Raw genomic sequence first — 14,197 nt, forward strand, 5'->3', positions numbered from 1 at the left:
GTCGTTTTGAACTCGACACTCTACTTTCGTCCTGAATTTATTTCAGGATCTTGATGTGAGCAAGGATGCTGACATTATCTTAAGAAACGAGAAACGAGAAACGAGAAACGAGAAACGAGAAACGAGAAACGAGAAACGAGAAACGAGAAACGAGAAACGAGAAACGAGAAACGAGAAACGAAGTTAGAAAGTCATTGGAAGATTGAAGAAATAAGACAAGGCCCGCAAAGAAACGATCGTAACAAGGAATGCTAATAAAGATAAGCCCCCGCAATATCTTAGTCGGCAGTTCCGCTGTCATAAATATTTTCAAACTGCAAAAATATCATTAGACCGGTAACTTTGCGTCCCCAGCTTTCGCTAGGTTTGCCTTGGACGAGCTAAGTAGCCCTAAAAGTGATTATAGTCAAAAAAACCTTGCTGTAAACCTTTTCACAAAAAAATCACCCTAATGTGGCTGTTTTCTTTGGATATAGGCATACTGTGGTTAAGAAACGTATTAGGAAGTAGTAATGAGTAAAGTGTTAAACGAGCTGTTAGGTCTGTTAGAGTTAGAAAAATTAGATGACAATTTATTTATTGGCCAAAGTCAGGATTTAGGCTTTAAGGCGTTATTTGGCGGGCAAGTTATCGGTCAAGCGTTGTCGGCAGCGAAACAAACCTTAGCGCAAGAGCGCCAATTACACTCGTTCCACTCCTATTTTCTGCGTCCTGGCGATGCAAAAAAGCCGGTTACTTATATTGTCGAAATTACTCGTGACGGCAGGAGTTTTAGTACTCGACGCGTACAAGCGATGCAAAACGGCAAAGCGATATTTAATTTAACCGCATCATTTCAAATCGAAGAGCTTGGGTTTGAGCATCAAGATGATATGCCTGCAGCTGTAGGCCCAGAAGGGCTTGCGACTATTCAGGAATTACAAATGCAGCATAAAGATAAAATTCCACAGGCTATGCACAGCACCATTTTTGCTGAACGACCAATTGAGTTCCGTCCGGTGAAAGAGTATGACTGGCTAAACCCAAAAAAATCATCGTCAAAAAATCAAGTTTGGATGAGAGCTAAAGGTGACATGCCTAATGATTTACGTATTCATAAATACGTGCTTGGTTATGCGTCTGACTATAACTTTTTACCAACCGCTGTACATCCTCATGGGCGTAGCGTTTGGTCTAAAGACTTTCAAATTGCAACCATAGATCATTCAATGTGGTTCCATCGTGATTTTAAATTTGATGATTGGTTGTTGTACGATATCGACAGTCCTTCAGCAAGTGGTGGCCGAGGCTTAGTTCGCGGTAAAATTTATAATCAGCAAGGCCAGCTTGTTGCTTCTACCGCACAAGAAGGCGTAATTAGACAGTACTAGAATTAATACTGTCTAAACTTAATGGACTCAAGCTCTTGCTTGCCAATCATGGCCAGTAGGAGTTTGGAATATTCGTAATTCAAATAATGGTGCAATGGCAAATAGATGGTCGAAGATATCAGCCTGAATACCTTCATAATTTGCCCAGTTAATATCATTACTGAAAAAGTACAATTCTAAGGCAACACCAACTTCGGTAGGCTTTAGCTGTCTAACCATGCAGGTCATATCATTATGAACTTTTGGGTGCTGCTGTAAATATGCGGCTATATAGGCTCTAAATGTACCTATATTCGTTAAACGTCGGCTATTAGGGTTGGTTATGTCATCTATACCTTTTTGCTGATTAAACTCGCTAATATCATTTTGTTTGTTATTAAGGTAATCATTCAAAAATTCAAATTGTTGCAATTTAGCCAATAATTCATCAGAGCAAAAGTGAATGCTGGAAATGTCGATACTGATACTGCGTTTAATTCGTCTGCCGCCAGAGCTGGTCATTCCGCGCCAGTTTTTAAATGACTCACTAATTAATGCATAGGTAGGGATGGTTGTTACGGTGTTGTCCCAGTTTTGCACTTTTACTGTATTTAACGCTATTTCTAGCACATCACCATCTGCGCCGTATTGCGGCATTTCAATCCAGTCGCCGGGTGCTACCATTTTATTGGCAGATATTTGAATACTGGCCACTAAACCTTTAATGGTGTCTTGAAACACTAACAATAAAACAGCGGTTAATGCACCTAAACCACTCAACAGGTAAATTGGTGACCGATCAATAAGTACTGAAATGGCCAATATGGTGGCGACTAAGTAAATTGCCAGCTTAAGCAATTGAATGGTGGCATTTAGAGGTAGATATTTTTCTTTGCTTGATTCCTGAAACAGGCTGTTAGCCACGTTTAACAATGCGCTTAAGCTTCGAGCCACTTGTAATGCTATGGCAATTTTGGCAATTATGGTTAAGGCATCTACTAATTGTGGATTTTCACTGATAAAAAATGGCATTAACGCCAATAACAGTATGGCTGGAATTAACCAAGAAATGCGGTCGAATACTTTTTGAGAAATTAATAAGTCGTCCCATTCATTGCTCGTTTTGGTTACGATTTTATGGACAAACTTCAATACAAAATGTTTAGCGATGTAGTAACTAATCCAACAAATTGTTAGTAAAAGCACAAAACCAATAGCTGCCGATACCGGTAGCACTAAACGCTCGCTTAGGCCGCCCATCGTTAGCCATTGTTGAATGAGTTCAGACATGTTTTCTCAGAATATTTTGAATTTAAATTTTATTCAGATTAGCGTTGATTTTAATGCTAAGCAATAAAAATCAAAATCTTGCCCTGTTTTAGTAATTTTATTGCTTATATTGTTATTTTATCTATGTATTTTCAAAAAGTTATTTGATCTTCTAAGCGCAATCTGTTTTCTTAGGGGGAGCTAATAAAAACACGGGTTGAGGAATGAATTTTAAACGAGTTGTGATTAAGGTAGGCAGCGCATTAGTTGCTCCTGATGGTGAAGGTTGTAGTGGTAAATATTTGCTGGCAATTGCCCGCTTTATTACCGAATGCCACCAACGAGGCAAAGAAGTTATTTTGGTATCTTCTGGCAGCGTGGCGGCTGGACGTCAATTAATACATCATGGCTCACCCAACCCCTCTATCGCAGCCAAGCAAGCCATGGCATCGGTAGGGCAAATGCAAATGATGGCCAATTGGCAGCGCTTCTTTGATACTGCCTGTTCGCAGTTACTTATCACCCACGGTGATTTAAAAGACAGGCAGCGTTACATTAATATTAAAAATACCCTACGAATATTATTAGAGAATAATATTTTGCCGGTCGTTAATGAAAATGACACGGTTGCAACGCAAGAGTTAAAAGTAGGCGATAACGATAATTTAGCCGCATTGGTAGCAATGGTAAGCGATGCTGACTGTTTGTTTATTCTAAGTGATGTTGATGGTGTGTTTAATTGCGATCCACGCTCTAACCCTGACGCTAAACTATTTAGTGAAATTGATACCATAGATGATGCGCTTTATGACATGGCTGGCGGTACATCTAATCATATAGCCACTGGCGGTATGAAAACTAAAATTCAAGCCGCTGAAAAAGCGATTGAACATGGTATTGAAACCTATATTTTGAACGGTAGTAAATCGGAAATTTTTGACAAACTGTTGCAAGGGGAAAACCCAGGCACGCGCTTTATTGCAAAAAATACTGCAGTAAAGGCAAAAAAACATTGGTTGAAACATACCTTGAAAAGCCATGGCTCAATTGTAATTGACGAAGGTGCGATTAATGCTTTGATAAATAAAGGCGCATCGCTACTTGCCACCGGCATTACTGAAATTTGGGGCGATTTTATCAAAGGCGAATCAGTAAATATTACCGCTCAATGTGGTACGCGGGTATTGGCAAAAGGTATTTGTCAGTACAGCAGTCAGGATTTGGCTAAACTTAAAGGTAAGAATTCATCCGATTTTGAGAGTATTTTAGGTTATTGCCCGAGTAAAGAGATTATCCATCGAGATGATTTGGTTTTGATGGAAACAAATGTTTAAGTAGAAAATTATGAGTAGTGATACAAGATTCGATATTGCCAAACTTGCCAAAAAAGCAAGGCAAGCATCTTTGCAAGCAGCGCAATTGAATAGCGAAATAAAAAATAAATTATTGACGGCGATGGCAAGCAATATTATTGCTAACCAAAGTGCAATTATTGCTGAAAATAGCAAAGACATTAGCGCTGGTGAAGCGAAAGGTTTATCCACAGCCATGCTTGACCGTTTGTTATTAACACCAGAGCGTATTAAAGGTATTAGCGATGCAATTATTGATATCGTAAACTTGCCTGATCCAGTAGGTAGTCGCTCGGCAATGACCAACCGACCAACGGGCATTGAGGTTGGTAAAATGCGTATCCCATTAGGGGTGATTGCAATGATTTATGAAGCTCGTCCTAATGTTACCGCGGAAGCTGCAGCACTTTGTTTGAAATCAGGAAATGCAGTGATATTAAGAGGTGGCAGCGAGGCTTTACACAGTAATCTAGCCATTGCTGCGATTCTGCATGACACATTAAAAGAGTTTTCACTACAGCCAGATATGGTTTGTGTGGTGCCTGATCCTGATCGTAGTGTCATCGAAAAACTTCTAACCTTGAATCAAGACATTGATTTGGTCATTCCGCGTGGTGGCGAAGGGCTGATTCGCTATGTAAGTGACAATTCTCGTATACCAGTTATCCAACATTTTAAAGGGGTTTGTCACCTTTTTGTGGATAAGTATGCAGATATCAACAAAGCGGTTAACATTTTGGTCAATGGTAAAACTCAAAGACCGAGCGCCTGTAACTCGTTGGAAACGCTGTTAGTACATCAAGATATTGCCGACGAATTCTTACCAATTGCCGCAACAGCACTGGCCGAGTTCAATGTGAAAGTTCATGCTTGTGAAAAAAGTCTTGGTAAATTTACCGGTGGTAGTTTAGCCACGGATGAAGATTACGATGCCGAATATTTAGCGCAAGAAATCGCAATAAAACAAGTCAGCGATTACGATCAAGCGATTGCTCATATTCAACAATTCAGCTCTGATCATACCGAAGTTATTGTTACTCAGGATTATTCTCGTGCCAATGAATTTGTGCGCCGAATAAATTCTTCAGTAGTGATGGTAAATGCATCGTCGAGGTTTTCTGACGGTGGTGAGCTTGGTTTAGGGTCTGAGATTGGTATTTCTACCAGTAAGTTACATGCTTACGGGCCTATGGGCTTAGAAGCCTTAACCACCGAAAAGTTTGTTGTATTTGGTGAAGGTGCGGTTAGAAAATAGAGTTAAGCTCTTTCCAACCATCAGTTTAGAATGCGGTTGGCCCGAATTTCTTCGCGCCAACCTAATTAAACTATTTACTCGCCGTCATTTCTTTACAAACAGCAGAGCCCAACAGTTTTACTAATTGCAGTTTACGCTCTTCACTGCCTAATGCCCACATTAGCTTGGTGCTTGCTGCTTCAGGGGTCATGTCACGACCATCAATAATTGATTTAGAACGCAGGTTTTTACCGGCCTCATAACGATGAATATCTAAACTGCCATTGTAAACATCGGTCACAATAACTGCACATTTAAAGCGATTATTGGTTTGTTGCTGAGCTTGTTTAACTACGTCGGCCAAATTGAAATCATCTGGCGCGGTACCGCTACCAAATACACGCAATACTAAGCCTTCAATGTCACTACCCATAATAATTTTTAACAGTAGTTCACCAGTAAAGCCGGGGTTTAAGTTCATGCTCAATACTTTATCGCTAAAGCCAAGAGAGCTTGTGTTTAATGGTGGATAGCTGTTTGGTAATGGACGTAATTGCTCGGTAAATATAGTTGGTACCGGAAATAACTCTCCTAATATTTGAGCATTTGGCGTTGAAAATCCAACTGCTGAGCGGGTCGAAGATTTTCTTGAACGATTACCGCGCAATAATTGCCCAGCAAAACAAATCATTACTTCTGATAGCTGTGGCAATGATTTCCCTGCTTGATCAGCAACATACAGTGCTAAACGTAAGTTCTGCAGACCATCGCTGCCTGGTTTACTTAACGGCACTTGCGCACCCGTTACAACAACCGGTTTGGTATTTTGTGCTAAACAAAAAGATAGAGCCGATGCGGTATAAGACATCGTGTCGGTACCATGCAAAATAACAAAGCCATCATAATCATCGTTAAGGTTAATGATCATACTAGCCATTGCATCCCAATGTTTTGGGCCAATGTCACTGGAGTCGCTCGTACCAAGTACATCACCATTAGATAAGGTTAATGGTTTCACTTCAATGGTTGAACATAAGTCACTGGTTAAATCTTTAATAAGATCGACAAGGACTTCACCTTTACCTGCTTGCAATTCGCCTGTGGCTTTAGCAGCCATGGTAATAGTGCCACCGGTATTGATAACCAGAATTTTATTAATAGGATTGTTCATTTATCTATCTTTTACTGAAATTGATATTAATTAGTGCTTGGCGCACATTCTAGGTGAATTCTCTAGCAAAGCAATTATTTATTGAGCTTTTGGTATGAGTTCAAGCTAAAGATAAGAGTAGATATTTTATTGGGAAATTGCAGATGTGTAGGAAAGAAAAACCGCCTGCGACGACTACACAACTGTCGCAGGCAAAGGAGTAAACCTTAATGTTTCAAAAAATATTACTGATTTGCTTCAACAATACGTTTCATGTCGGTCATGTAGCCACGTAGCTTTTGGCCAACAATTTCAACAGGGTGATTGCGAATCGCATCATTTACTTCAATTAAACGTACGTTATCAACACCATTTGAGGTAGAAGCAATGCCTTCACCTAACTCTTCTAACGTTAAGTTTTTAGCAAAATCGCTAAGTAATGGTACTGCAGCGTGAGTAAATAAGTAGTTACCGTACTCAGCAGTATCAGAAATTACTACGTTCATTTCGTATAACTTGTTACGAGCAATACAGTTAGCAATAAGTGGCGTTTCATGAAGTGATTCGTAGTATGCAGACTCTTCAATAATGCCCGCAGCAACCATAGCTTCAAATGCTAATTCAACACCGGCTTTGATCATCGCTACAACAAAGATACCTTTGTCGTAATATTCTTGTTCTGTAATTTCAGTCTCACAATCAGCAGCTTGCTCAAATGTTGATTCAGCTGTTTCTGCGCGCCATTTTAATAAGTTAGCGTCATCATTATTCCAATCTTCCATCATGGTTGATGAGAATTTACCTTCGATGATGTCGTCCATGTGCTTGTTGAATAATGGACGTAAAATTACTTTTAACTCTTCAGACATATCAAACGCTTTAATTTTTGCAGGGTTTGATAAACGGTCCATCATGTTGGTGATGCCGCCGTGTTTTAAGCCTTCAGTAGTTGTTTCTAAACCGTATTGTAATAATTTACGAGCGTAAGCCGCGTCCATGCCTTGAGCAATAAGTTGCTGATGACCTAACACTGCAGCGGTTTGCAACATACCACAAAGGATAGTTTGCTCACCCATTAAGTCAGACTTAACTTCAGCGATAAATGAAGACTCAAGCACACCAGCACGATCGCCACCTGTTGCAGAAGCGTAAGCTTTAGCAATGGCAAAACCATTACCTTGTGGATCATTTTCAGGGTGAACTGCAATTAACGTTGGTACACCAAAACCACGCTTGTATTCTTCGCGTACTTCAGTACCAGGACACTTAGGTGCAACCATTACAACAGTAATGTCTTTACGAATTTGCATGCCTTCTTCAACAATGTTGAAACCATGAGAATACGCTAAAGTTGAGCCTTGCTTCATTAATGGCATTACCGCAGATACTGCTGAGGTATGTTGTTTATCAGGAGTAAGGTTTAATACTAAATCAGCTTGTGGAATTAATTCTTCGTAGTTACCAACAGTAAAGCCATTTTCAGTGGCCCATTGCCAAGATTGGCGTTTCTCAGCAATCGCTGCATCACGTAATGCGTAAGAAATATTTAAACCAGAATCGCGCATGTTTAAACCTTGGTTTAAACCCTGTGCACCACAACCGACGATTACGATATTCCAACCCTTGATGAAATTACAGCCATCGCTGAATTCATCACGTTGCATGAAACGACATTTGCCTAATTGCGATAATTGCTCGCGTAAACTTAAAGTATTGAAATAATTGGCCATGAGGCGCTCCTAAATATTGGGGCTACGTGCTTATCGTAGCGATAATTTAATATACGACAATGTAGTAATTGCTTAAAGTGATATATATGCATTACTATGTTGCATAATGTGAAATAATGTAACCTCAGCGCAATTAGGATCTAGCTTCATGGATATAAAATCTTTACAAGTGTTTACTCACTTGGCCAATACCTTACATTTTGGCCAAACTGCGCATGCTCATCATGTCAGTCCATCAACACTGTCTAGAATGATCCAGCGCATTGAAGAAGAGGTGGGCTGTAAGTTATTGCAGCGCGACAATCGAACTGCCGTACTTACTAAAGCCGGGGTGAAATTTGAAGCTTACGCCAATCAGCAGTTGCAACAATGGCAAGAGTTTCAAGGCGATATTCTCGCTGAGCAACCACAGCTTACTGGTAAACTAAGCATTTATTGTTCAGTAACTGCTGCTTACTCACATTTGCCGCAATTATTAGATGGTTTTCGTCGTTTATATCCACAAATTGAAATTATGCTCGAAACCGGTAATGCCGAAGATGCCGTTGGTAAGGTGATTGACCGACAGGTAGATTTCGCCATTGCAGCACATCCAGAGTCGTTAGCAAAAAGTTGTTATTTTCATGCTATTGCGCAAATACCGGTATCTATTATTGCGCCATTAGTTGATTGCCAGGTCAAGCAGCAGTTAGAGCAAAGACAAGTTAACTGGCAAGACATTCCGATAATATTGCCAGAGCATGGTCCTGCACGTAATCGCTTTGAAAAATGGTATCGTCAAAAAGGCGAGGGCAAACCGAACATTTATGCCACAGTAGCAGGTCATGAAGCGTTGGTGTCTATGGTTGCTTTAGGGTGTGGTGTTGGCGTTGCACCGGAAGTTGTATTAGAAAACAGCCCGGTGAAAGACAGGGTACAAAGACTCACCGTACCCTCGGCAATAAAACCCTTTGAACTGGGTATTTGTTGCTTGAAAAAACGAATGAACGAGCCGGTGATCAATGCATTTATGGCAACAGTGTTAGAAAGCTAACCGGAGATGCTCGACGTTAAGTGCTGAATTAACCTGTCCATAGCTCGATACGATAACGCTTCAACTAAGTGTTCGCGTTTGATTTGCTTCTCTGTTTTTAAATCTGCAATGGTGCGGGCTATTTTTAATAACTTGTGATGCGCTCTTGTTGAAAGGCCAAGCTTTTCAACAGCTAGTTCTAGAAACTCACAATCAGCATCATTTAAATAGCAATGCTGCTTTAACTCCGGACTACTTAAATGGGCATTTGCTTTACCTTGTCTGGCTAATTGGATTTGACGACAGTTATGCACTCGCGCTCGTATCACTTCGCTAGTTTCGTTATTATGTTCGTTATTATTCCACAGCCCTTTCGGCAGTCGGCTCACTTCTAATTGAATGTCGATGCGGTCAAGAAAGGGGCCAGACAGTTTATTTAAATAACGCAGTATTTGTTCAGGTGTACTACGTTTATCCAAATAAAATCCTGTGGGGCTAGGGTTCATTGCGGCCACAAGTTGAAACTTTGCCGGATACGTTGTTTTGTGCATTGCACGGGAGATTGTTACTTCCCCAGATTCCATCGGCTCACGCAGTACATCCAGTACTTTTCTATCGTATTCTGGAAGTTCATCTAAAAATAGTACGCCATTGTGAGCAAGTGATATTTCACCAGGTACTGGCTGACTGCCGCCGCCCACTAATGCTGCCGATGAGGCGGTATGATGCGGCGCGCGAAAAGGTCGCTTTAGCCAATGCTGATTATTAATCGCTGTGGTGCAAATAGAATGAATGGCCGCAGTTTCTAGAGACTCTGAGGTTGTCATCTGTGGCAAAATACCCGGTAGTCTGCTGGCAAGCATGGTTTTTCCGGTTCCAGGAGGGCCAATAAACAGTAAATTATGGCTGCCGGCCGCCGCCAGTTCCAATGCTCTTTTGGCTAATGGTTGACCCATAACGTCGGCAATGTCTTTGATCGGGTCATGCGGTATGTCTGTGCTTAAGTCTGGTTCTTCATAGTTGATTAATGGCAGAGGTTGCTGGCGGGCAAAATGAGGAAACAGTTGACTCAAGTGTTGCAGGGCAATTATCTGAGCGTGCTCAACTCTGCTGGCGAGTTGGGCATTACCAAGTGGCAGTATTAACGTACGCTGGCTATCTCTGCTTGCTATGGCAATTGGAATTTCACCTACAATGTTTCTAAGCTCTCCTGATAACGCTAACTCTCCGGCAAATTCATAATTGTTTAATTCAGTATTAGGGATTTGATTGGAGGCGGCGAGAATGCCAACGGCAATAGGCAAGTCAAAGTGACCACCTTCTTTGGGTAAGTCAGCCGGAGCAAGGTTTACTACAATTTTTTGACAAGGAAATTCAAAGCCACAATTAATCAGCGCGCTGCGAACTCTATTCTTTGATTCTTTAACAGAGGTTTCTGCTAGTCCGACAATTTGAAAGCCCGGTAAACCGGCACTTAAGTGAATTTCAATTGATACAAGGGGAGATTCCAGCCCTATTCGGGCACGAGTATAGATAGATGCGAGAGCCATATTAATTCCATTTAGTTTGGTTATACCAACTACTAATCCATTAGTAAGTTAAGTTTAGTCCTCATTTTTATTTATGGGGAAAATAATTTGCTAATACGCATTTGAAATAATATTCAATAAAATAGAATAAGTATTTAATCGAGTTTTGTGTATAAAAAGCTTGTGACCACGTAAATGCTGTGTTAAAACTTAGGGACTTGCAAAATAGCGTATTGAAAAAGCAAACAAAAATGAAAAAATTTAACCTAATTCTGATTAACCATATTGTCGTAGTGATTTATAAATCATTGCGGGTGTGGCGTTGAGTTAGTTTAAATAACCAGATATCAACCCCCCGCTTTGAGAAAACCGGGGGGTTTTTTATTATAGGGTTCGAATAAGTTCGGACTAACCGTGCAGCTGGTTTATGCTGCAAAAAATGCTCGCGCATAAATGCCGTTATCTTTGAGTACAGAAAGGTAACAACTTAAGGTTTAATGTACCGCCTGTGGCTATGCTAAACTCAATGCATTCATTGAAGTGTATTGTCATTATTTAAGCAAGTGTCATTACTTTGTGACAAATTCATCGGTTTTCGATGTTGTTAATTTAGCCAAAGTATCGACATTGCTTAGATAAACGTTGAAGATCAGGCTCAACACACATTTATGATTTTATTGTTTTCAATAAAATCAATTATTTAAGTATTAGGAAAGAGAAATGGCTAAAGTTAACGCTGAACAAATTTGGTTTAATGGTGAATTAATGCCGTGGCAAAATGCTACGGTACACGTAATGAGTCATGCATTGCATTATGGTTCATCTGTATTCGAAGGTATCCGTGCTTATAACACTCACAAGGGTACGTGTATCTTCCGTTTAGAAGAGCACATTGACCGCCTTTTTGACTCGGCAAAAATTTACCGTATGAATATCCCATTTACGCGTGAAGAAGTTATGCAAGCATGTCGTGATTCTGTTGCTGAAAATGGTTTAAATTCAGCTTACTTACGCCCTCTAGCATTTTTAGGTGATATTGGTATGGGCTTACGTCCTGCTGATGATGCAAAAGCTGACCTAATGGTTGCGGCCTTTAGTTGGGAAGCCTACCTTGGTGCTGATGCAATGGAAAACGGTGTAAATGTTGGTGTTTCTTCATGGAACCGTATCGCACCTAATACTATCCCTACGGCTGCTAAAGCTGGTGGTAACTATTTATCTTCACAATTAATTTCTCGCGAAGCTGCTCGTCACGGTTATACCGAAGGTATTGCTTTAGATGTTAATAACTACGTGAGTGAAGGTGCAGGCCAAAACTTATTCTTAATTCGCAAAGGCATCATTTACACACCACCAGGTTCGTGTTCAATTTTACCTGGTTTAACGCGTGACACAGTAATTACCTTAGCAAAACAAATGGGCTATGAAGTTCGCGAAGAGCTTATTGCTCGTGAAGCGCTTTACCTAGCTGATGAATTCTTTATGTGTGGTACTGCAACTGAGATTGTACCGGTAAGTACTGTAGATGGTATGCAAGTTGGCTGTGGTAAACGCGGTGAAATCACTAAGAAAATTCAAGATGCATTCTTTGGTATGTTCGATGGAACAACAGAGATTGCTGATAACTGGTTAGACCCAGTTAAATAATTATTTAAAATCGAAAGTTAAAGGAAATACAATGCCCAAATTGAAATCAGCAACGTCTACTCAAGGTCGTAATATGGCGGGGGCTCGTGCGTTATGGCGTGCAACCGGTATGACAGATGGTGACTTTGGTAAACCAATTATTGCTGTTGTGAATTCATTCACACAATTTGTACCTGGCCATGTGCATTTAAAAGACATGGGCCAGTTAGTGGCAGGAGCTATTGAAGAAGCAGGCGGTGTTGCTAAAGAGTTTAATACCATCGCCGTTGATGATGGCATTGCAATGGGTCACAGCGGTATGCTTTACAGCTTACCGTCACGCGATCTTATCGCTGACTCTGTAGAATATATGGTAAATGCCCATTGTGCTGATGCCATGGTATGTATTTCCAATTGTGACAAAATCACCCCAGGCATGTTGATGGCCGCGATGCGCCTTAACATACCTGTTATTTTTGTTTCTGGCGGCCCAATGGAAGCCGGTAAAACTAAACTTTCTGACCAAATCATCAAGCTTGATTTAGTCGACGCGATGATCCAAGGTGCCGATCCTAAAGTATCTGATGAACAGTCTGATCAAGTAGAACGTTCAGCATGCCCAACGTGTGGCTCATGCTCTGGTATGTTCACTGCAAACTCAATGAACTGTTTAGCTGAAGCATTAGGTTTAGCGCTTCCAGGTAATGGTTCAATGTTGGCTACTCATGCTGATCGCGAAAAACTGTTCTTAAAGGCAGGTAAGCAGATTGTTGAATTAACTAAGCGTTATTACCAAGATAACGATGAATCAGCATTGCCACGTAATATTGCCAGTAAAGAAGCTTTTGCAAATGCCATGTGTTTAGATATTGCCATGGGTGGTTCAACCAACACCATCTTGCATTTACTTGCCACGGCGCAAGAAGCTGAAATAGATTACACCATGGAAGACATGGATAAATTATCACGCGTTGTGCCGCAACTATGTAAAGTTGCGCCATCAACGCCTGAATATCATATGGAAGATGTGCATCGCGCCGGTGGTGTAATCGCTATCTTAGGTGAATTGGCACGCGCTAATTTATTAACTACCGATGTGCCAAATGTATTAGGTACTACATTGGCTGATGTCATTGCTAAATATGATATTAAGGTTACAGACGATGAAGACGTTAAAAAATTCTATCGCGCTGGACCTGCAGGTATTCGTACCACTAAAGCATTCAGCCAAGATTGTCGTTGGGATACCCTCGACGATGACAGAGAAAATGGTTGTATTCGAAACCTTGAAAATGCTTTTTCAACAGAAGGTGGTTTAGCGGTACTTTCAGGTAACATCGCTGTCGACGGTTGTGTTGTTAAAACGGCGGGCGTATCAGATGATAATCTAACCTTTACTGGCCCTGCACATATTTTTGAAAGCCAAGATGCAGCTGTTGCTGGCATTTTGGATGGGAAAGTAGTAGCTGGCGAAGTCGTTGTTATTCGTTATGAAGGTCCTAAAGGCGGTCCAGGTATGCAAGAAATGCTTTACCCAACTACCTATTTAAAATCAATGGGCTTAGGCAAAGCATGTGCATTGTTAACGGATGGTCGTTTCTCTGGTGGTACATCAGGCTTATCAATTGGCCATGTTTCTCCAGAAGCTGCTTCTGGTGGTACTATCGGTTTAGTTGAGCAAGGCGATATCATACATATCGACATTCCTAGCCGTACGATTAAATTAGAAATTTCTGAAGAAGATTTGCAAGCACGTCGTGAAGCAATGGAAGCAAAAGGCAAAGATGCTTGGAAGCCAGTCAATCGAGATCGTCCTATTAGTTACGCATTAAAGAATTATGCAATGCTAGCTACCAGTGCTGACAAAGGTGCGGTTAGAAATCGTGAATTACTAGATCAGCAAGATTATTAAGGTGTTATAGGTAAAAGCATGGCAACTAGCACAG

General features: G+C 40.8%; 10 protein-coding genes and 1 riboswitch. Of the genes, 6 read left to right on the forward strand and 4 right to left on the reverse strand.

All coding sequences use genetic code 11. The annotated features are described in order from the left end of the window. Nucleotides 1-281: 281 nt before the first annotated feature. Nucleotides 282-381, reverse strand: a riboswitch (cyclic di-GMP riboswitch). Between the two features lie 131 nt (nt 382-512). Beyond that, nucleotides 513-1,370: an acyl-CoA thioesterase II gene (tesB, locus tag RI845_RS00845; RefSeq protein ID WP_348387864.1), complete on the forward strand. Its 858-nt coding sequence runs from the start codon at nt 513-515 to the stop codon at nt 1,368-1,370. 27 nt (nt 1,371-1,397) lie between these two features. Here the strand turns inward: tesB and RI845_RS00850 are convergent, their stop codons facing one another. Further along, nucleotides 1,398-2,639, reverse strand: coding sequence for a mechanosensitive ion channel family protein (locus RI845_RS00850; RefSeq protein ID WP_348387865.1), 1,242 nt, complete (start codon nt 2,637-2,639; stop codon nt 1,398-1,400). Nucleotides 2,640-2,842: 203 nt separating this feature from the next. Here RI845_RS00850 and proB point away from each other — a divergent pair, with 203 nt between their 5' ends. Both proB and RI845_RS00860 read left to right on the forward strand, forming a co-directional pair. Further along, nucleotides 2,843-3,952, forward strand: coding sequence for a glutamate 5-kinase (proB, locus tag RI845_RS00855; protein ID WP_348387866.1), 1,110 nt, complete (start codon nt 2,843-2,845; stop codon nt 3,950-3,952). Nucleotides 3,953-3,962: 10 nt separating this feature from the next. Next, nucleotides 3,963-5,225: a glutamate-5-semialdehyde dehydrogenase gene (locus RI845_RS00860; RefSeq protein WP_348387867.1), complete on the forward strand. Its 1,263-nt coding sequence runs from the start codon at nt 3,963-3,965 to the stop codon at nt 5,223-5,225. 70 nt (nt 5,226-5,295) lie between these two features. Here RI845_RS00860 and RI845_RS00865 read toward each other — a convergent pair whose 3' ends face one another. Beyond that, on the reverse strand, nt 5,296-6,375 hold the full coding sequence (locus RI845_RS00865) for an asparaginase (RefSeq protein WP_348387868.1): 1,080 nt from the start codon (nt 6,373-6,375) through the stop codon (nt 5,296-5,298). Nucleotides 6,376-6,599: 224 nt separating this feature from the next. Next, nucleotides 6,600-8,084 carry a ketol-acid reductoisomerase gene (gene ilvC, locus RI845_RS00870; protein WP_348387869.1) on the reverse strand — a complete coding sequence of 495 codons (1,485 nt, stop codon included), beginning with the start codon at nt 8,082-8,084 and terminating at the stop codon, nt 6,600-6,602. Between the two features lie 148 nt (nt 8,085-8,232). Between ilvC and ilvY the strand changes: the two genes are divergently transcribed. Beyond that, complete coding sequence (gene ilvY, locus RI845_RS00875; RefSeq protein WP_348387870.1) at nt 8,233-9,117, forward strand: HTH-type transcriptional activator IlvY; 885 nt, start codon at nt 8,233-8,235, stop codon at nt 9,115-9,117. On the opposite strand, the gene RI845_RS00880 is transcribed toward ilvY, so the two are convergent. Beyond that, nucleotides 9,114-10,646, reverse strand: a complete 1,533-nt coding sequence (locus tag RI845_RS00880) for a YifB family Mg chelatase-like AAA ATPase (RefSeq protein WP_348387871.1) — start codon at nt 10,644-10,646, stop codon at nt 9,114-9,116. The genes ilvY and RI845_RS00880 overlap by 4 nt on opposite strands. Nucleotides 10,647-11,345: 699 nt before the next feature. On the opposite strand from RI845_RS00880, the gene RI845_RS00885 reads away from it, so the two are divergent. Together RI845_RS00885 and ilvD are read left to right on the forward strand one after the other, a co-directional pair. Continuing rightward, on the forward strand, nt 11,346-12,272 hold the full coding sequence (locus RI845_RS00885; protein ID WP_348387872.1) for a branched-chain amino acid transaminase: 927 nt from the start codon (nt 11,346-11,348) through the stop codon (nt 12,270-12,272). Nucleotides 12,273-12,303: 31 nt separating this feature from the next. Next, on the forward strand, nt 12,304-14,163 hold the full coding sequence (gene ilvD / locus RI845_RS00890) for a dihydroxy-acid dehydratase (protein ID WP_348387873.1): 1,860 nt from the start codon (nt 12,304-12,306) through the stop codon (nt 14,161-14,163). The last annotated feature ends 34 nt before the right edge of the window (nt 14,164-14,197 follow it).

The organism is Thalassotalea nanhaiensis (genome assembly GCF_031583575.1).
In the GTDB taxonomy this organism is placed as follows: Bacteria; Pseudomonadota; Gammaproteobacteria; order Enterobacterales; family Alteromonadaceae; genus Thalassotalea_A; species Thalassotalea_A nanhaiensis.

What these genes read in the sequence shown, in the direction of transcription:
- proB (WP_348387866.1), top strand. Translation starts at nt 2,843, where the DNA reads ATGAATTTTAAACGAGTTGTGATTAAGGTAGGCAGCGCATTAGTTGCT.
- RI845_RS00865 (WP_348387868.1), bottom strand. Translation starts at nt 6,375, where the DNA reads ATGAACAATCCTATTAATAAAATTCTGGTTATCAATACCGGTGGCACT.
- RI845_RS00880 (WP_348387871.1), bottom strand. Translation starts at nt 10,646, where the DNA reads ATGGCTCTCGCATCTATCTATACTCGTGCCCGAATAGGGCTGGAATCT.
- ilvD (WP_348387873.1), top strand. Translation starts at nt 12,304, where the DNA reads ATGCCCAAATTGAAATCAGCAACGTCTACTCAAGGTCGTAATATGGCG.
- RI845_RS00885 (WP_348387872.1), top strand. Translation starts at nt 11,346, where the DNA reads ATGGCTAAAGTTAACGCTGAACAAATTTGGTTTAATGGTGAATTAATG.
- tesB (WP_348387864.1), top strand. Translation starts at nt 513, where the DNA reads ATGAGTAAAGTGTTAAACGAGCTGTTAGGTCTGTTAGAGTTAGAAAAA.
- ilvC (WP_348387869.1), bottom strand. Translation starts at nt 8,084, where the DNA reads ATGGCCAATTATTTCAATACTTTAAGTTTACGCGAGCAATTATCGCAA.
- ilvY (WP_348387870.1), top strand. Translation starts at nt 8,233, where the DNA reads ATGGATATAAAATCTTTACAAGTGTTTACTCACTTGGCCAATACCTTA.
- RI845_RS00850 (WP_348387865.1), bottom strand. Translation starts at nt 2,639, where the DNA reads ATGTCTGAACTCATTCAACAATGGCTAACGATGGGCGGCCTAAGCGAG.
- RI845_RS00860 (WP_348387867.1), top strand. Translation starts at nt 3,963, where the DNA reads ATGAGTAGTGATACAAGATTCGATATTGCCAAACTTGCCAAAAAAGCA.